Source organism: Chroococcidiopsis sp. (genome assembly GCF_051657925.1).
In the GTDB taxonomy this organism is placed as follows: domain Bacteria; phylum Cyanobacteriota; class Cyanobacteriia; order Cyanobacteriales; family Chroococcidiopsidaceae; genus Chroococcidiopsis.
Window position 1 is genome coordinate 1 of sequence record NZ_JBOFLP010000327.1, and the last position, 19,719, is coordinate 19,719.

Annotated in this window: 14 protein-coding genes and 1 pseudogene; 9 read left to right on the forward strand and 6 right to left on the reverse strand. The window is 46.0% G+C overall.

The features are described 5' to 3' along the window. Nucleotides 1-548, forward strand: a pseudogene (locus ACRC32_RS26180) (filamentous hemagglutinin N-terminal domain-containing protein); the annotation flags it as partial. Between the two features lies 1 nt (nucleotide 549). Here ACRC32_RS26180 and ACRC32_RS26185 read toward each other — a convergent pair. Then, nucleotides 550-885, reverse strand: a complete 336-nt coding sequence (locus ACRC32_RS26185; protein WP_438556719.1) for a type II toxin-antitoxin system PemK/MazF family toxin — start codon at nucleotides 883-885, stop codon at nucleotides 550-552. Beyond that, nucleotides 872-1,096: a CopG family transcriptional regulator gene (locus tag ACRC32_RS26190; RefSeq protein ID WP_438556720.1), complete on the reverse strand. Its 225-nt coding sequence runs from the start codon at nucleotides 1,094-1,096 to the stop codon at nucleotides 872-874. Before ACRC32_RS26190 ends, ACRC32_RS26185 begins: the two co-directional genes overlap by 14 nt. Nucleotides 1,097-1,341: 245 nt before the next feature. On the opposite strand from ACRC32_RS26190, the gene ACRC32_RS26195 reads away from it, so the two are divergent. Continuing rightward, nucleotides 1,342-4,854 (forward strand): two-partner secretion domain-containing protein, encoded by a 3,513-nt coding sequence (locus tag ACRC32_RS26195; protein WP_438556721.1) that lies wholly within the window; start codon nucleotides 1,342-1,344, stop codon nucleotides 4,852-4,854. Nucleotides 4,855-5,092: 238 nt separating this feature from the next. Beyond that, entirely contained in the window at nucleotides 5,093-7,870 is a 2,778-nt protein-coding gene (locus tag ACRC32_RS26200; protein ID WP_438556722.1) for a CHAT domain-containing protein, read from the forward strand. 144 nt (nucleotides 7,871-8,014) lie between these two features. Here the strand turns inward: ACRC32_RS26200 and ACRC32_RS26205 are convergent, their stop codons facing one another. After that, on the reverse strand, nucleotides 8,015-8,584 hold the full coding sequence (locus ACRC32_RS26205) for a DUF4168 domain-containing protein (RefSeq protein ID WP_438556723.1): 570 nt from the start codon (nucleotides 8,582-8,584) through the stop codon (nucleotides 8,015-8,017). 306 nt (nucleotides 8,585-8,890) lie between these two features. Here ACRC32_RS26205 and ACRC32_RS26210 point away from each other — a divergent pair, with 306 nt between their 5' ends. After that, nucleotides 8,891-9,424 carry a phosphate-starvation-inducible PsiE family protein gene (locus tag ACRC32_RS26210; RefSeq protein WP_438556724.1) on the forward strand — a complete coding sequence of 178 codons (534 nt, stop codon included), beginning with the start codon at nucleotides 8,891-8,893 and terminating at the stop codon, nucleotides 9,422-9,424. Between the two features lie 52 nt (nucleotides 9,425-9,476). Here ACRC32_RS26210 and ACRC32_RS26215 read toward each other — a convergent pair whose 3' ends face one another. Together ACRC32_RS26215 and ACRC32_RS26220 are read right to left on the reverse strand one after the other, a co-directional pair. Beyond that, the gene (locus ACRC32_RS26215) at nucleotides 9,477-9,746 is read right to left on the reverse strand and encodes a DUF1049 domain-containing protein (protein WP_438556725.1); all 270 of its coding nucleotides are present in this window, start codon (nucleotides 9,744-9,746) and stop codon (nucleotides 9,477-9,479) included. Nucleotides 9,747-9,893: 147 nt separating this feature from the next. Continuing rightward, nucleotides 9,894-11,348 carry a phosphoglucomutase/phosphomannomutase family protein gene (locus ACRC32_RS26220; protein ID WP_438556726.1) on the reverse strand — a complete coding sequence of 485 codons (1,455 nt, stop codon included), beginning with the start codon at nucleotides 11,346-11,348 and terminating at the stop codon, nucleotides 9,894-9,896. Nucleotides 11,349-11,421: 73 nt separating this feature from the next. On the opposite strand from ACRC32_RS26220, the gene ACRC32_RS26225 reads away from it, so the two are divergent. From ACRC32_RS26225 to selD, 5 genes are all read left to right on the forward strand, one after another. Beyond that, nucleotides 11,422-12,243, forward strand: a complete 822-nt coding sequence (locus tag ACRC32_RS26225; protein ID WP_438556727.1) for a PD-(D/E)XK nuclease family protein — start codon at nucleotides 11,422-11,424, stop codon at nucleotides 12,241-12,243. A 334-nt stretch (nucleotides 12,244-12,577) separates the two neighbouring features. Then, nucleotides 12,578-13,144, forward strand: coding sequence for a DUF3611 family protein (locus ACRC32_RS26230; RefSeq protein ID WP_438556728.1), 567 nt, complete (start codon nucleotides 12,578-12,580; stop codon nucleotides 13,142-13,144). A gap of 104 nt (nucleotides 13,145-13,248) precedes the next feature. Then, nucleotides 13,249-14,349, forward strand: a complete 1,101-nt coding sequence (locus ACRC32_RS26235) for a bifunctional transcriptional activator/DNA repair enzyme AdaA (protein ID WP_438556729.1) — start codon at nucleotides 13,249-13,251, stop codon at nucleotides 14,347-14,349. A 121-nt stretch (nucleotides 14,350-14,470) separates the two neighbouring features. Further along, entirely contained in the window at nucleotides 14,471-15,334 is an 864-nt protein-coding gene (locus ACRC32_RS26240) for a DMT family transporter (protein WP_438556730.1), read from the forward strand. 74 nt (nucleotides 15,335-15,408) lie between these two features. Then, nucleotides 15,409-17,919, forward strand: a complete 2,511-nt coding sequence (selD, locus tag ACRC32_RS26245; protein WP_438556731.1) for a selenide, water dikinase SelD — start codon at nucleotides 15,409-15,411, stop codon at nucleotides 17,917-17,919. Between the two features lie 48 nt (nucleotides 17,920-17,967). Here selD and groL read toward each other — a convergent pair whose 3' ends face one another. Further along, nucleotides 17,968-19,635, reverse strand: coding sequence for a chaperonin GroEL (gene groL / locus ACRC32_RS26250; protein WP_438556732.1), 1,668 nt, complete (start codon nucleotides 19,633-19,635; stop codon nucleotides 17,968-17,970). Between the last annotated feature and the right edge of the window lie 84 nt (nucleotides 19,636-19,719).

A 19,719-nucleotide genomic window follows, 5' to 3' on the forward strand; every position in this document is an offset into this window, starting at 1 on the left:
TTACTGCTAATGCTTTTACTGGTACAGGAGGCAATATTGAAATTACTTCACAAGCTATCTTTGGCATTCAGCCACGCCGCGAAGCAACTCTAGAGACTAATGACATTACTGCCACTTCAGAACTAGGGATTAGTGGCAGGATACAACTAAATGGAGCGGAGATAGATTTTAGCCGCGATATTGTGGAATTACCAACGGGACTAGTCGATGCCTCCTCTTTAGTCGCAGCAGGATGCCCATCTGGAGCCGAAAACCGCTTTACCGTTGCCGGACGCGGTGGCTTACCCCCTGCACCCGCGGATAAACTCAGTCCTGATGCCCTCCTCACCGATTGGGCAACTCTGCAAACACCAGAAACTCAAAACCGTGCCGCAGTAGAAACAACTACCCCAGTAGCAACTAATACTACACCTACTCCACCCGTAGAAACAATAACTGAAGCCACATTCTGGCAATACGATCGCAATGGCGCGATAATTCTTACTAGCGGCGATACCACATCATCAAGTCATTTAAAGACAACGCCGACTTCCTGCCCTAGTTCTTAACTCAAAGCTGAAGATGTAGCTTGATGGCGTTATCCACTAATGCCATCACTTCTTCGCTCAAGCAACCGATGCATTGACCATCAAAACGCTGTTTTGAAATGGTACGAATTTGTTGTGCTTGAATTTTAGACGATTTTGGCAAACCGCTATCTTCTGGTTCTAGCTTCACTTCAAACGGGTAAATGCGACTTACATTTGATGTAATTGGCAGCACTGTAACCATATCAGCAGCCCGATTATTGGCATCATTACTAACAATTAGCACGGGGCGGCGCTTGCTGATTTCAGAACCAATTGTAGGGCTAAGGTTAGCATAGTAAATCTCACCACGTTTCATCGGCAAGACCATCAGCAACAGTCACTTCCCAATCAAAATCGATCTCTTGGTTTGCTTCGCGGTAAGCTGCTTCTAACTCCTGCTGCTGCAATAACTGCAAGGCTGTTTCAATTACCTGAGAGCGGGATTTATGCTGATGTGTGTTTTTGTAAGTTTCAATAAATCTCACCAAAGATGAGGAGAGAGAGATGGAAATTTTTTCTGTAGCCACTTAGTAGTACCACATAGAATACTTTTGTATCGTACCAAGAATACTACTTTCGTTTCCCCCTTTCCAAGGGGGGCTAGGGGGGATCTTCCAAGTGCGATCGCCTCGTTCAACCTCGCTACACCCTTGCAAGCATTCTTAATCACAGACAAGTGACTTTTCTGGCAATATCTCTTTAGGCAACGTAGCCTTGGATACTAGTGCACTTGTCTAAAAAGATACAAGCAGAACGAGCAGGGAGAGGAGAAATGACGCGAATATTTTGGTGTGAGGCACTCAGGCTAGGATTAGTTGGTGTAGTGGTAGGCAGTGCGATTGCTTGTGGGAGTCATGCGCTAGCTCAAGTTCCCCCGGATAGCCAAATTAGACCTGATAATACTCTAGGCGTAGATAATTCCACAGTCAACTCCAGCCCAGATGGGATAGATACAATTTCTGGTGGAGCCACGCGGGGAAGTAATTTATTTCATAGTTTCGAGCAATTTTCCATCCCCAATGGACGGGCAGCTTTATTTGACAACGGAGCAAATATTCAAAATATCCTTACCAGGGTTACAGGTAGCTCCAGATCTGAGATTGACGGCATTTTAGCAGCAAGAGGCACGGCGAATTTATTCCTACTCAATCCCAACGGGATTATTTTCGGTCAAAACGCCAGACTTATAGTCGGTGGTTCCTTCATTGCAACGACAGCTAACAGTATCAACTTTGCCGATGGGACGCAGTTTAGCGCCACACCAGGTACGGGTGCGCCACTACTCACAGTCAGCGTCCCCTTGGGTTTGCAATTCGGTATAAATCCAGGGAATATCGTCAATCGTGCTAGTACTGTTGGTTTACAGGTACAGCCTGGGAGAACGATAGGACTAATTGGTGGCAATGTCAGCTTGGAAGGCGGAGACATAACCGCTGCGGGTGGACGAATAGAATTAGGTGCAGTCGCCGCTCCAGGCGTGGTAGGAATTAACTCCGATTCCAGTGGTTTCCACTTCAGCTTCCCTACAGATTTAACCCTGTCAGATATATCGCTTACAAACGCAGCCAATGTGAGAACGGTTGCCAGCAATGGTGGTAGCATTAGCGTCAATGCTCGGAACCTGAATATTTCAGATAGAAGTAGCTTGGTGACTGGAATATTTCAAGGGACAGTTGACTCTCAAGCAGGAAATATAGAAATTAATGCCAGAGATACAGTCACCGTGGACGGCACGAGTTCATCAACTTCTAGTAGCGGTATTAGTAACTCAACATTCGGTTTGGGAAATGCTGGTAATATTTCGATCGCCACAGGTTCTTTAGATATTATCGGTAATGCCCAAGTCGGTTCTCTCACCAACGGACAAGGTAACGCTGGTAGGGTGGATATCCAAGCCAGAGATCGAGTGTCTATTACCGGAGCTAGTGGTGGATTATTGAGTGTTGTAGCACCATCGGGGATTGGCAACGGTGCTGACATTCGCCTCCGTGCAGGCTCGCTCTCCCTCTCTAACGGAGGACTAATAGCCACTTCCACTCTTGGTGGAGGTAATGCGGGTAATATTCAAATTGACACCACGGGAGGTATTTCTGTGAGTGACGGCTCGACGGTGCAGGCTGCTTCCTACAGTCAGGGAAATGCTGGTAACATCACAATTACGGCTGGCGATCGCATTTCTTTTGATGGAGGTGCAATAGCGAGCATTTTAGTTCTACCATCAGACCTACAGAGCAATTCTACTTTTTTAGGCGAGATTCCACAGGTACAAAGCGATCGCGTTGGTGGAAACATTCGCATCAATGGGCGATCGCTGTCGTTAACAAATGGAACGCAAATAGCGACTTCAGTCAGAGAAAAAGGTAATGCTGGCAATATAGAAGTCAATACCACCGAGGGTATTTCTGCTAGTGGCGGTTCGATATTGCAAGCTATTTCTACTAGTGGGGGTAGTGCAGGTGATATCACAATTACGGCTGGCGATCGCGTTTCATTTGACGGAGTAGGCTCTAATGGTTTGCCTAGCTCAATTTTAAGCGTGTTGGATCGAACATCCGAGCCGGAAAGCGGGCGTAGAGGTGGCGATATCAAACTCAAAGCGCGATCGCTCTCTTTGACTAATGGCGCTCAATTCACGACTAGTACCTCGGGGCAAGGTAATGCAGGTAATGTAGAAATTGATGTGAGCGATGCTGTTAACTTTGTTGGGGTAAGCGAGGTCAATCAAAACTTCAGAAGTGGCGTTTTTAGCACTGTAGAAGTGACTGGCAAAGGCAAGGGGGGTGACATTAACTTGAGTGCTGGATCGCTCTCCATAACTGATGGCGCTCAAATCAATGCTAACTCTGGGGGTGAAGGAGACGCTGGTAACATCACAATTAATGTGAAAAATGATACTAACATTGACGGTACAGGACCTTTATTTGGCGGCGGGATTTTCAGCAATTTAGAAGGAGGCATAGGTAAAGGTGGCAATGTCAGCCTCACAACTGGCTCTTTATCGTTAAAAAACGGAGCCAATATCTCTGCTAGCACCTTTAGCCAAGGAGATGCTGGCAGCGTCACGCTCGATGTCCGGGATCTCCTCTCCATTGATGGAACGAGTAGTAGAGGATTTAATAGTGGGGTTTTCAGTGCTGTTCAACCGCAAGCTGTAGGCAATGGTGGTAACGTCAATGTAGCAGCTGGCTCCATATCTTTGACTAATGGTGGTGTGGTCTCTGCTAGCTCTTTCGGTCAAGGCAACGCTGGCAACGTCACGATTGATGCCCGCGATGCTATTGTTGTGGATGGTGTGGGAACCAATAACTTTCCCAGCAGCGTTTTCAGTAGTATTTCAGGAACTTCAGAGGTGAGAGGCGATCGCCAAGGTGGAGATATTCGCATTCGGGGGCGATCGCTATCTTTAACTAATGGCGCTCAATTAAATACCAGCAACGCGGTGCGGGGTAGTGCAGGCAATATCGATGTAGATGTGCGATCGCTCAACTTCGACCGAGGCAACATTTTTGCCATCACTACTTCAGGTGATGGTGGTAACATTCGCCTACAGGCTGGCAAAGAAATACGACTGCGCAATAACAGTCAAATATCAACCACAGCAGGTACGAACCAACAACCTGGTAATGGGGGTAATATCACAATTGATACTCCCCTCATCATTGCTAATTCTGATGGTAACAACGATATCACTGCAAATGCATTCAGTGGCAGTGGTGGTAGGGTTGATATTACAGCCGATAGTATCGTTGGATTCACGCCACTCTCGCGTCAAGAACTCCAGGCTTTATTGGGAACTGACGATCCGACACAGTTAGATCCCAGCCGTCTGCCCAGTAACGACATCACCGCAATCTCTCAAACTAATCCATCTCTAAGCGGTACTGTCACCTTCAATGCTGCTGATATCGATCCCAGTCGCGATATTGTAGAACTACCTACAGGATTGGTCGATGCTTCCACATTAGTCGCGGCTGGGTGTCCTTCGGGAGCAGAGAATCGATTTGCTGTCACCGGACGCGGCGGTTTACCTCCCGCACCAGGGGATAAACTCAGTCCTGATGCTCTCCTCACCGATTGGGCAAGTTTGCAAACGCCGGAAACTCAAAACCGTGCAGCAGTAGAGTCAACTATTCCAGAGACAACGCAAACTACAACAACTTCTGTAGAACCCATTCAGGAAGCCACATCTTGGCAATTCGATCGCGATGGCAAGGTGATCCTGACAACTGCACCCTCAGCCACCACTCGCGGATATAATTCACCTACCTCCTGCCAAGGTTCGTAAACTTCACGCTCTAAAATTGACAATTTAAAATTTCCGGCTAAATATTCATGACTAGTTAATGCTGGTTTTGAGCCGTAAGTGGTACGATTCCCCCTAGTCCTCCAGTTGTACATAGAAATTGTCCGTGAGGATTGGTAGGAAAAGAATGCAAAACATATCTGTAGGGGCGCACAATTTTTAGGGGCGCACAGCTGTGCGCTCCTACAGATCGTCGTTATCGCGTTTAAAAATCAATGGTATGAAAAACTCGCATAGAAAAAAATCTGTTTCTTCCCATTTTCGATCGCAACTAGAGCCTATCTATTTAAACAGAAAACGAATTATATATAGCTTGCTTGCCTTAGTAGCATTGCTGTGTACGACACAACTCCCCGCGATCGCCAAAATTCCCGCCCCATCTGCGACAATTCCCAGCCAGTCAATTCCAATTGCACAGACGGGCGATCGCCTGCAACAAGGTAAAACATTCTACGACGCAGGTAAGTATGCAGAGGCAGTCAATGTCTTGCAACAAGGACTGCAAGACTACCGTGCTAAAAACGATACCCTCAAGCAAGCCCTAGCTTTGAGCAATCTCTCGCTGACATATCAACAACTCGGCGCTTGGACAGAAGCAAAACAGGCGATCGATAAGAGTCTCAAGTTGCTGGGATTTTCTAAAGAGCAGGGGAGCAGGGGAGCAGAGGAGCAGGGGAGCAGGGGAGAAAACCCCGACTCTCGCAACCGAGAAGTTCTTGCTCAGGCATTAGACATCCAAGCCAGATTGCAACTATTGACAGGGGAAGCAGAAACAGCGATCGAGACTTGGGGGCGATCGGCAGCGCTCTATACTCAAGTTGGTAATAAAGCAGGAGAGATTCGCAGCCAGATCAATTCCGTTCAAGCATTACGGGCGATGGGGCTTTATAGCCGTGCCTTGACAAAATCGACCGAACTCAATCAATTTCTGCGTAACACTCCCGCTTCTCTCACTAAAGCAGTCAGTTTGCGCAGCCTGGGAGAAGTTTTACAACAAGTTGGTGACTTGGAACAGTCTCGCAAAACCCTACAAGAGAGTTTGCAAATTGCCCAAAGTCTACCTTCTGCGCCAGAAACCGCAGCAACACTATTGAGTTTAGGTAATACCGTCAGCGCTCAAGGAGACACCGATGCAGCCTTAGACTACTATCAACAAGCAGAAAAGTCTGCTCCTACTGCCAATACCAAACTTCAAGCCCAACTCAATCAACTGCAATTATTAAGTCAAACTCAACGAGATTCAGCCGCCCGAGAATTAATTCCTCAAATCGAAACTCAACTAGCCCAACTACCTCCCAGCCGAGCTACGGTTTACGCGCATATTAACTTTGCAGATAGTTTGATGAAACTGGGGAGCAGGGAGCAGGGAGCAGGGAGCAGGGGGAAGAGAGCTGAGGGAGCAGAGGCGCAGGGAAGCAGAGGCGCAGAGGAGCAACAACCGTCAACCGTTAACCGTCAACCGTCAACCCAAGAAATTGCCAAAGCCTTAGCAACTGCGGTGCAACAGGCACGGAGCTTGAAAGATCCGCGAGCTGAAGCTTATGCTTTGGGTAGCTTAGGTGGATTGTACGAACAGGTTGGACAGTTGGCAGAGGCAAAAAAACTGACTCAGCAAGCACTGTCGATTACTCAGTCAATCGATGCTCCAGATATTGCTTATAGCTGGCAATGGCAGTTGGGAAGGCTGCTGAAAGCGGAGAAAGATAATAAAGGTGCGATCGCGGCTTATGCTGATGCGGTGAAAACTCTCCAATCTCTGCGTAACGATCTCGTTAGTATCAACCCCAGCGTGCAGTTTTCTTTCCGCGAGAGCGTAGAACCCGTGTATCGGCAGTTTGTCGGGTTGCTGTTGCAAGATGATGGCACTCAACCGAGCCAAGACAATCTCAACCAAGCGCGTAGCGTCTTTGAATCTCTCAAAGCTGCCGAACTCGTCGATTTCTTTCGAGCAGCTTGTTTGGATACCCAGCCAACTCAAATCGATCGCGTCGATCCTCAAGCGGCTGTGATTTATCCGGTGATTTTAGAAGACCGTTTGGAAGTGATTCTCAGCTTGCCCAAGCAACCTTTGCGCCACTATGCTACGGCTTTACCTCGTACTCAAGTCGAAAGCGCGATCGACCAGTTACGGCAAAATTTAGTGATCCGTTACTCTCAAGACTTTTTGACTCTCTCCCAACAAGTTTATGACTGGTTGATCCGACCTGCTGCTGCCGATATTGAAAAGAGTGGCGTAAAAACTTTGGTATTCGTGCTGGATATTTCCTTGCAGAAGCTACCAATGGCGGCTCTGCACGACGGCAAACAGTTTCTCGTTCAAAAATATAGCGTCGCTCTCACACCCAGTCTAGAATTACTCCAGCCCCAGCCTTTAAGCCGAGAGCGTTTGAGAGCCTTGACTGCTGGATTGACCGAACCGCGAGGAGATTATCCAGCGCTGACGAATGTAGCCTTAGAGCTGAATCAAATTCGCTCGGAAGTGCCAGGAAGAGAGCTACTCAATCAAAATTTCACTAGCACATCGCTGAGAAACCAAATTAAATCTCTGCCTTTTTCCATCGTCCATATCGCCAGTCACGCTCAGTTTGGCTCGCAAGCCGATCAGACATATATTCTCGCTTGGGATGGACCGATCAATGTTAAGCAGTTAGACGAACTTCTGCGGGTACGCGAACCTAGCTCGGACTTAGAACGACCAAACGCGATCGAACTTCTCGTGTTAAGCGGCTGTCGTACTGTCGCCGGAGATAGACGAGCTGCGCTTGGTATGGCTGGAGTCGCAGTACGAGCCGGAGCGCGTAGCACCCTGGCGACTCTCTGGTATGTCAGCGATGCCGCTACCGTACCGTTAATGAGTCAGTTTTACCAGGAGCTATCTACGGCTGAGATGACAAAAGCCGAGGCACTGCGCCGCGCTCAACTCGCTCTACTAGAAAACCCCCGCTATCGCCATCCAGTTTACTGGGCTCCCTACGTTTTGGTAGGGAACTGGCTGTAATCAGTTGTCAGTCGTCAGTTATCAGTGAACAGGAGTCAGCAATCAGGAGCCAAGAGAAGAGAAGAATTAATTCACTAGGTTGATTTTTCTTGGCTTTCGTGCATAGCGCCTCTTGCCTCTTCACAACTGATAACTGATAACTAATTAGCCCGAAGTCTTGATCATTTCTCGCACTTTTTGCAGCAAGTCTGGGTCTTGTCTCAGGGTGAGAAAGATTTGATTGAATCGCTGAATATCTAAACCTTCGCCCTTAACAGCCTGCTCCATTTGCCCTTGGGTGGACTGCTCGATCTTTTCAATTTTAGCGTTGGCTTGGTCGAACTTCTTATTTTCGTCAGGGGTGATTTTGGTTGTGGGCTGCGCTTGAGGATTTCGGCGCGATTGGTAAATTTCGCCAAACCGTTTTTCACTCAAATTTTCCTGCTGAATTGCTTGAACGATCTGATTTTGGGCGTTCTCTTGAATTGGTTGTAGTTTTTTGACTGCGTTAGCAAATTGTTGCAGTTCTTTCTGACTAACCTGCGATTGGGTTGGTTTTTGAGTTGGTGGCTGAGACTGGGAGGGTTGAGTTGGTTGAGCCGGACTTTGGGACGGGCTATCTGCCTGTGAAAGCTGGATTTCTTTTGGTACAGAACTTGATTGCGCCCAAGCAGCACCACTACTCAATGCCACTGCGATCGCCATACCTATGAATGATAGATATCTAGCTTTCATGCAAGTTACACCTCAAACAAACTTTTTCCATGAAATCATCGCACATAATTTCCCAAATCCTCCTAAGGAAAGATGTGCTGAGAGAACAAAATCTCTGCGGTATGTTTACCTATTTTGAAAAAAATTTGGCAGGCGATCGCTCCCGATACTCAACCCAGCAACGATTACCAGTCTTCTGCAAATAGTCGTATTTATCGGGTGCGATCGAGGACAATAATTATTTATATAACTTTTTCAAAATTTAAAACTTAAAAACATAAGTTAATGTAAGCATAACGAGCTAACCGCACACAGGAGAATTTCCCAATGAATCAACCTTTAAAAAGCCCATTGCATTATTGGTACGAATTTTTCAATCGTAGTGCGATCGTACGTAGCCTAGAAACGATTCAGGATTTAATTGTCATCTCGCTGTGTGTCGGTTTGTTTTGCGTCATGGCGATTCAACTGAGGGGAATCTTCTTTATGCTGCTACCTCCCCTCAACTTTCATCAAATCACTGCTGATATTCTCTTTTTATTAATTCTGGTTGAGTTGTTTCGACTACTAATTATTTACCTGCAAGAACAGCGAGTGTCGATTGGTGTCGCTGTAGAAGTCTCGATCGTATCTGTATTAAGAGAAGTGATCGTGCGGGGAGTTTTGGAAGTACCCTGGAATCAAATTTTGGCTGCATGTGCCTTTTTGCTGGTACTAGCAGCCCTACTCGTTGTCCGCGTTTGGATACCCCCCACATTCAAAGGTATCGATCCTGAAAAGCAGTACGCCAAAACCTATCACAATGGATCTATATCAGACAGAAGCAAGCAATCTTACAATGAGATTCGCTTATCGGAATAGCATACAGGAGTACTCTATTTTGGTGATTGTAGAGATGTTATGTGTAGCATCTCTACTCATCAAAAGAAAACTCATCTTCGATGTCTTCCTCTATAGATCGTGCAGGCGTACTTCCTATACCCCAGAGAGGCTGCATCAAGGCTGTTGCAACAACTCCTACACCAGCACTAACAGCCAAAACAAAACCAACGGGTAATTGAATTGTCTGGTAGCGTAAAAACTTCAGCCGAATTTGATCGGCATTTTGCATAGATAGCAGCGAGATCGCCACAATCCAAACAGCGACAACAGAAGAAGTGAGAAGACTTGCAAGGGATTTCATAGATTAGGGAGCAGGGAGCAGGGAGCAGGGAGTCGGGGAAAGAGAGCTAAGGAAGCTGTAGGGCGAAGCCCTTCTTGTAGCCCGAAGGGCTTGCCGAAGGCTAGAATGGGGCGCAAGGTTGCTGAGGGAGCAACTACCAATTACCAATTACCCATTACCAATTCGCTGAATCATTCTTTCCATTTCGATCGCAATTCGATCTTGCTTGTCGAGAGAGTTGGTTTCCATGTAGACGCGCATGAGGGGTTCCGTACCCGAAGGGCGTAACAGTATCCAGCTACCCTCTGCTAAATACAGTTTAACTCCGTCTTTACGACTCACTTCTTTAACTGCGATTCCGGCGATCGCCCTGGGAGGATTCCGAGTAAAACAGTCAATAATGGCGGCTTTGTGGGCATCGCTAAGGTGCAAATCGATGCGGTGGTTGTACAGGGGACCATCAGCATCAGCAATTGCTTCTGCAACTAGCTGACTCAATGGCTTACCCGTGTAGGCGATCGCCTCAGCAACTAGCATGTTTGCTAATATCCCATCTTTTTCGGGAATATGCCCGATAACGCTTAAACCACCCGATTCCTCGCCGCCAATTAAGACGGTGGTTTCGCGCATTTTTTCCCCGATGTACTTGAATCCTACGGGAGTTTCGTACAAGGGTAATCTGTATTTAGCGGCAAAATTATCGAGTAAACGTGTGGTGGCGACAGTACGGACGATCGCCCCTGTTTTGCCTTTATTCTCAATTAAATGACGGGCAAGCAGTAATAAGACGGCATTCGGCGTTAAAATATTGCCTAATTCGTCTACAATGCCAAAGCGATCGCTATCTCCATCCGTAGCTAAGCCCAAGTCAGCGGCATCTGCTTGTACGGCTGCTACCAACTGAGTTAACTGTTTGCCTTTTGGTTCCGGCATTCCACCACCAAACAAGACATCTCGATAGGTGTGGAATGTTTCTAACTCGCAACCGCACTGTCTCAATACCGTATCTAAGTAGCCGCGAGAAGTCGAGTAGAGGGCATCGTATTTGACTCTCAGCCTAGCATGACGAATTTTTTCGATATCAATGAGAGAGTAGATAAATCTCAAATATTCGGGCTGAGGATTAAAAGTAGAAATCCTATCATTGCGGATAAATTTTGGCGGAGTATCCTCCACACCAAAAATATTTGCCACAATTGTATCAGTAATCTCTGGAGTAGCAGGACCAGCATAGTCGGGAATGTATTTAATCCCGCAATAGGGTGCAGGGTTGTGGCTAGCGGTGAACATTAATGCCCCTGCTGAATTTAAGTAACGGGCATTATAAGCAATTACCGGAGTCGGACAATCGCGATCGGTAATTTTCACACTCCATCCCAATTCTGCTAAGACTTCGGCAGCAGTGCGGGCAAATTTTTCTGCCAGAAAACGGGTGTCGTAAGCCACCAAAACTGGTCTACTTTTAGTGTATGCAGTTTCTAGGTAACTTGCGATCGCCCTTGTGACTCGCCGGACGTTGGGGAAGGTAAAATCGTCAGCGATGATTCCCCGCCATCCGTCAGTACCGAATTTAATTTTGCCGATTTGACTGGCATTCACAGTTTGCCACCCTATATTCATCATTAATAGTACAAGAAGTTTCTTACTTCACTCCTTTGTTAGACAGTCCGTATCTTTGTTGTTTCTTCTGAGAACGATGCCAATTCTTGGGCAACCCTTTGTTAGTTATCACTTGTGGTCGTTAGTTGTCCCAGCCGCAGGACAAGAACGCTGGCATTGCCAAATGAAGCGGGGTTTTATTAAAGCGAGACAAAAAGAACCGATCGTTCAATCCTTACTTACCCAAGCTAGCATTCCGCAGCGGATTGGGTTGTTGGCGCAGAAAGGCGTTTACGAGTTCCACCGTCACCGTCAATTTCTGACTCAACCTGATGGCGTGGAAAGAGTCTCGCAGTTACTTAAACTCGGCAAATTAACCGCACAAGTTCAGCAGCGAGTAACGCAGATTCTCAAAAATTATCACGCTCATCCACTATTAGCAGGAAAACATATTATCGAATTAACTAGTGGTGAGGAAGGATTTCCCAAACCGATTTGGATCGAACAACAAAATTACCGATTTCGACTCTATGCTACGATGGACTGTATTTTAACAGAATCAGATAAAACATTACACATTATCGATTTTAAAACAGGTAAATCTATTTTCGACCAAAGACAAGCATTTGTCTATCTCGTTGCTGCCCGTTATTTATATCCTCAATATACAGCAGTTGCCTCATTTTATAATTTAGAGCAATGTAAAAAATCTGCCCTAATCCGCGTTACCCCTAGCCAACTTGATGCAATTGAAAATCAGCTAGCTGCGATCGCAACTCGTCACCAACAAGATATTAATAACTACGAGAAAAACCCTTATAACTTCAGTAAAATATTTCCTCCCAATCCAGGTTATCACTGTCGGCATTGTTCCTTCAGTGCAATTTGCGAATTCTCCAACTTCAAACCCTCCAAGTAGCCCACCTTATCTCTGTACCTTGTATTTTAGATAAATTTGCTCGAATTTATCTTTATCAAAACTTAGCTTCGTTAGCGTTCTTCTTTGCGCCTTTGCGTCTACTCTTCGAGAAGCCACTTCGTGTCTTTGCGCGACACAAAAATAGAACTCTTGCAAACATCATAAGAAAGGCAGGTTTATAAATATCTTTACATAAACGCAGAGATTGCTCGTAAACCTACCCCTCGGTCTATATCATTATATATAAAATTATCCCAGCAGCTAACTTTGGGTTGATGATTTCTCTCAGTAGCTTCTTTATAACAAAGGTAAAATACGCCTACGAGAAAAATCCATGTCTGAATTAATCAAAGACTCTTTACCAACACCAACAAAAAAAAGATTCGCTGCTGCTTTTCGGATTGTTAGTCGGTTTAGCTTTTGGATACAGTTAGCATTAGCCAGTACCTCTGGAATTGCCTTAATATTTGCCATCCTTAGCCGCAATGCCAGCGAAGTAGCAGAGAACGCCAGTATTAGTCTTAGTATATTTTTAGCAATTGTCGGTGTATTACTAGCTGCCTTTAGTGTAGTTTGGGCTTTTCGAGATCGAAGCTTAGCCAGACGCTTACAGTCGAGCGATCGCACGATTCATCCTCGCAAAGAAGAAGTAATTCAAGCTTTAAAAATTGGTTTAATTGTCAGTTTTATTGGGATGTTAATAGCTTTTTTTGCATCTGAAGTCAGCGCGATCGCAGTCTTATCAAAATCTTTATCCGTTCCTCAGGGAATCGCAATTTACAATCGCCAAAATTTAATTCGTTCTTTAGATATGTTGGTAATTTTATCTAATGTGAATTTAATTGGGACTCATTTAGTCGGTAGTATTACCTCTTTAGGACTACTAGAATGGATCGATTAGAAAGTGGGGGCGATCGCACTTCATCCTTCACGCTAGCTTACCGAATCGATATCATGTCGCTTTTTCGGTAGACGGCGATGTATGGGCTTGCAACAATAGCCCGTATGGAATCGAATTGCGTACCCGTGCAAATGAACTTAAATCTCTTGCCATCGCGCACTGAAATGGAACGAGCGGCTCACAATAAAGATGCTAGCTATGACGGCGTGTTTTTTGTGGCTGTCCGCACGACAGGAATTTTTTGTCGCCCTTCTTGTCCTGCCCGTGCGAAACTGGAAAATGTTGAATTCTTTCCCTCAATTCGAGATGCCGTTCTTGCGGGTTATCGTCCTTGCAAACGATGTCATCCGCTTTTAGTCTACGGAGCGCTGCCAGATTGGGTGACGACATTGATGCAACGCATAGAAAACACACCAGCTCTAAGGGTCTCAGCCGCAGAGCTGCGTGAGTTAGGGACAACTCCCGAACGAGTTCGACGCTGGTTTCGAGAGCATTACGGCATGACATTTGTAGAATGGTGTCGTGGTAGACGAATGGCAAATGCTTTCACTCAAATCCGAGCGGGAGCTACGTTAGATGATGTTGTCTTTGCCAATCAATATGAATCTCATAGTGGGTTTAGAGAAGCCTTCAGCAAAGCCTTTGGTGTCCCGCCAGGACAAAGCCAAACCAGTGACTTTATTGCAATGCAAATTTTAGAAACACCTTTAGGAGCATTACTCGTTGGTGCAGTTAGTCAAGGTATATGTTTAATTGAATATACAGATAGGCGAATGCTTGAGCATAACTATGCGACAATTTGTAAGCGTTTTGGTTATCCAATTCTACCTTTTACGAATCATCATATAGAGCATTTGCGAGATGAACTTTCGCGTTATTTCGTAGGTAAGCTGACCGAGTTTACAACTCCTTTGGTTCCACAAGGGACTGCGTTTCAGGAAAAAGTTTGGTCAGAGTTACAACGCATTCCTTATGGGACGACAATCTCTTATGATGAACTGGCTCGGCGGATCGGTCAGCCAACAGCAGTTCGTGCCGTAGCTAGAGCAAATGGGATGAATCGGATTAATATCTTTATTCCTTGCCATCGCGTAATTGGTAAAGATGGGCAGCTAACTGGATACGGTGGTGGACTTTGGCGAAAACGTTTGTTGTTAGAACTAGAGCGGACTGGAAAATTGCTAAGTCACGAAACAATTCAGTAATTCTGAATAGTCGCCTTTTTAAGGGGGTTGGGGGATTAAATCAATTCAGTAATTCTGAATAGCCCCCTTGTTAAGGGGGTTGGGGGATCGAAAAACTACTAAGCATTCTGCAATTTTAAAAATGAAACTAATCGATTTAGCGCGCTTGTTTTTACTCGCCGCGCTTTGGGGTGGTTCGTATTTATTTATCCGTATTGCAGCTCCTGTTTTAGGAGTCTTCTTCACCATCAGCTTACGGATTATTTTAGCAGCATTTGCATTGGGTTTATCTGGTGCGATCGCTTCTCCATTCAAACTCAAAAGTCGTTGGCAGTCTTATCTGTTGTTGGGCTTATTTAACAATATTATTCCTTTTTTATTAATTGCGATCGCTGTGGTCAATATTAATGCCTCAATAGCAGCAATTTTAAATGCAACAGCTCCTCTATTTACAGCGATCGTCTCAGCTATTTGGTTGAAAGAATCATTAAACAAACGCAAAGTAATCGGATTAGTGTTAGGGATTGTTGGAGTTGCTATTCTAGTTGGTTGGAGTCCCTTACCACTATCGCCTCCAGTTATTTTTGGAGGAATATCAGCTTTAATTGCAGCCCTCTCCTATGGTATTGCTGCTGTGTATGCTCGTCACAGATTTATACATGACCGAGTAGCTGAAACTGCCTTCGGACAATTAACTAGTTCGAGTATTTTGCTGCTCCCGATTGCTTTTGCAACTTTTCCTAAAACACTTCCCTCGCTCGAAGTTATTTTTGCAGTCGTCGTACTGGCGATCGCGTGTACTGCTATTGCCTATCCACTCTACTTTCAACTAATTTCTAACATTGGTGCAACTGGAGCCGTAACTGTTGCTTTTTTAATTCCTGTTTTCAGTCTGTTATTTGGCAATATTTTCCTTGACGAACCCGTGAATTCTGGCTTAATTTTTGGATTAATAACAATTTTACTGAGCGTTTGGTTAGTCATTAATCCAAAACATCAGAAATAATTGCGATCGCGTTCCGCCTTCACCTTGACTAATTTGTCAGAATCAATATGAGAGATATTTTACTTTGAGAGTGAATGCAGCGATCGCAACTCGTTACTAAAGATTTAGTCCTGATTGGCGGCGGTCACAGCCATGCTATTGTCCTGAGAATGCTGGGCATGAAACCGATACCAGGCATTCGAGTCACGTTGATTACAGAAGCGTCAGATACTCCTTATTCGGGGATGCTACCCGGTCACGTTGCCGGATTTTACACTCATGAAGAATGCCACATCGATCTGCGACGTTTAGCTCAATTTGCTCGGGTGCAATTTTATCGCGATCGCGTTGTTGGATTAGATTTAGTCAATAAAAAAGTTATTTGTGCCAACCGTCCGCCTGTAGCCTACGATCTACTTTCCGTTGATATTGGCAGCACTCCGGCTCAAATTTCCGTACCTGGTGCAGCAGAGTACGCGATTCCAGCGAAACCAGTGGCGCAGTTTCTGCAACATTGGTATGACTTGTGTAAAGACGTTACCGCAGCAGATCCCCCCAACCCCCCTTTACAAGGAGGGCTTCAAGACTATTTTCACCCCCCTTTTGAAGGGGGGCAAGGAGGGTTCGGATCTACTACTAAGACAGGCAAGATTGAGACTACAGATAAAGCTGATAAATTGCGTTTAGGAATTGTTGGTGGAGGTGCTGGGGGAGTCGAGTTAGCAATGGCAATGCAGGGTCATTTGCAGTCTATCAGATCCCCCCAACCCCCCTTTTTAAGGGGGGCTAAGTCTTCTCGCTTATTCAGGGAGGAGAGGGAAGATCGAGATCTAGAAATTCACCTATTCCAGCGCGGTGCTGAATTAATGCCAAATTACAATTCCTGGGTACGGCATCGCTGTCAAGAGATTTTAATTTACAAAGGCATTCGACTACATCTAAAAGAAACCGTTTGCGAAATTCAAACTCAATCTTTCCCGACTCCCGACTCCCGTACTGGCGGGTTTGGAAACCTGCCCGTACCAACACCCTACACCATCAAATGTGAATCTGGATTGCAGGTGGAATGCGATCGCATTTTTTGGGTGACGCAAGCCTCCGCACCCAATTGGCTGCAAGCCGCCGGAATCGCTACTGACGAACGCGGATTTATCTTAGTCAACGATGCATTGCAATCGATTTCTCATTCAGATGTATTTGCAGCGGGTGATATTGCCTCAATGGTGAATTATTCCCGTCCTAAAGCTGGAGTCTTTGCCGTGCGTCAGGGTAAACCTTTATTTAAAAACCTGCGACGGGCAATATTAGGGCGATCTTTACAGCCTTACAAACCACAGAAACAATATTTAAGCTTAATCGGTACGGGAGACGGCAAAGCGATCGCGGCATGGGGAAAATTTGGTTTTGGCGCTACTGGCTGGCTGTGGCGCTGGAAAGATGCGATCGATCGCAAATTTATGGAACGGTTTAGCAATTTACCGCAAATGAAGGACAAGGGAGACAAGGGAGACAAGGAAGCAACTACCAACTATCAACTACCAACTACCAACTACCAAAAAATGCCTTGCGCTGGCTGTGGTTCTAAGGTTAGCAGCACAGTTTTAGAAAGGGTACTCAATCAAATCAAGCAGGATAGTACTAACTGGTGCGATCGCCAAGATATTATTATCGGGCTAGATGCTCCTGATGATGCGGCAGTGGTGGAAGTACCAGGAGATTTGTGGATGGTACACACCATAGATCATTTCCGCAGTCTCATCAACGATCCGTATATTTTTGGACAAATTACTGCCAACCATTGCCTCAGCGATATTTTTGCAATGGGTGCGACACCTCAAAGTGCGTTGGCGATCGCTACCATTCCTTACGCCCTAGAATCCAAAGTAGAAGAAACTCTTTATCAGTTACTATCCGGTGCAGTCAAGGTGCTATCTGACGCGCAGACACCTTTAGTAGGGGGACATACCACTGAAGGCAGCGAGCTAGAATTTGGTTTATCTTGTAACGGTCTAGTCCATCCCGACAAACTTCTCCGCAAAGGTGGGATGCTGTCAGGGCAAGTCCTAATTGTAACTAAAGCCCTCGGTACGGGAACCCTTTTTGCTGCTGAGATGCAACGGGAAGCTAAGGGAGATTGGATCGATCGCGCTATCATATCGATGTTGCAGTCAAATCAAGTCGCAGCTGCTTGTTTGATGGCACATGGAGCCACTGCTTGTACTGATGTTACCGGTTTTGGACTTGCCGGACATTTGTATGAAATGGTTCGAGCTTCCCAAGTGGCTGTAGATTTAAATTTAGAAGCAATTCCCACCCTAGAAGGTGCGATCGCTACATTACAAAAAGGGATTGTCAGTTCGCTGCAAGCGGAAAATTTACGCATTGCTCATTTTATTGCTCGTTCAGAATCGCCCAGCCAGTCTGCTCGGTACTCTCTCTTATTCGATCCGCAGACATCGGGCGGTTTACTAGCATCAATTCCAGCAGAGCAAGCCAGTCAATGTTTAAATAACCTACACGGTTTAGGTTATACACAAAGTTGCACTATTGGCAAGGTAGTAGATTTAGAGGGCGATCGCCAACCCATAAATTTATCCGAGCGGTAGGGTGCGTTACAATAACGCACCCTACGAGGGTCATACACGCGGACGATATTACATCATACCCATGCCACCCATACCGCCCATACCACCCATGCCGCCCATGCCACCCATGCCACCCATGTCAGGAGCAGCAGGAGCTTTCTTCTCTGGCTTTTCAACGACTAGGGCTTCGGTCGTTAACACCATACCAGCAATAGAACCAGCGTTTTGTAATGCCGAACGCACGACCTTAGCAGGGTCGAGAATGCCAGCAGCAATCAGATCTTCAAATTCTCCAGTTGCCGCATTGTAACCGACGTTGAAATCGGTTTCCCGCACTCTCTCAACGACGACAGAGCCTTCAACTCCTGCATTGTCAGCCATTTGGCGTAAGGGAGCTTCCAGCGCTCTAGCAATGATTTCAGCTGCCACTTTTTCTTCGTCTTGCAAGCTGGCTTTGAATTCGTTTACCTTCTTCGCTAAATGGATTAGGGTCGTACCACCACCAGGGACGATACCTTCTTCGACTGCGGCTTTAGTCGCGTTCAGTGCGTCTTCAATTCGCAGTTTGCGGTCTTTGAGTTCGGTTTCGGTAGCTGCACCAACTTTAATGACTGCAACACCACCAGCCAGCTTGGCAATTCGCTCTTGCAGTTTCTCTTTGTCGTAGTCGGAGTCAGATTCTGCTAGTTGTTTGCGAATTTGACTGATGCGCTTTTCCACATCAGCTTTATTTTCGCCTTCGGCGACAATTGTGGTAGATTCTTTGTCGATGATGACTTTACGAGCGACACCCATCATTTCCAGAGAAGCGGTATCCAGGCTTAATCCGATTTCTTCAGAAATCAACTGACCACCAGTGAGTACGGCGATGTCGCGCAACATTTCTTTACGGCGATCGCCAAATCCTGGGGCTTTAATCGCGCAGACGCTCAACACGCCACGAGCTTTATTCACAACCAATGTTGCTAAAGCTTCTCCATCGACATCCTCAGCAATAATAATCAAAGGTTGTCCGGCACGAGCGACTTTTTCTAAAATCGAAATCAAATCTTGGATCGTGCTAATTTTCTTGTCTGTAATCAACAGGCGAGGATTCTCAAACTCTGCTACCATCCGCTCGTTGTCGGTGATGAAGTAGGGAGAAATATAGCCTCGATCTAACTGCATCCCTTCTACCACTTCTAAATCGGTCGTGAGAGACTTGGATTCCTCAACGGTAATTACACCGTCTTTGGTGACTCGCTCCATTGCCTCAGCAATCATCGCGCCGACTTCTTCATCGTTTCCAGCCGAGACAGTTGCCACAGATGCGATTGCATTTCCTTCGACTGGTTTGGCGACAGCAGCAATTTCTTCTACCAGCTTGGCAATGGTCTTCTCAATTCCGTGACGCAGCGCCACCGGATTAGCACCCGCGGCTACGTTCTTCAATCCCTCACGAATCATTGCTTGGGCGAGAACTGTCGCTGTAGTCGTACCATCTCCAGCTACATCTTTGGTTTTCGATGCAACTTCCTGAATCAGACGCGCCCCAGTATTTTCTAAGGGGTCTTCCAACTCAATTTCTTTAGCTACGGTAATCCCATCATTGACAATCTGAGGCGCACCGTATTTTTTCTCTAACAGGACGTTGCGACCTTTTGGACCCAGGGTAATTTTCACGGCATCGGCAAGGGCATTCACACCCCGTTCCAATGCCCGCCGCGATTCATCATCAAACGCAACGATTTTTGACATACGCTTCGTTTCCTCAAGCTTCCATTAGTCAATTTAGCACTCTCTTGAGTTGAGTGCTAATGAAACTACTGGCGTTTAGCAATT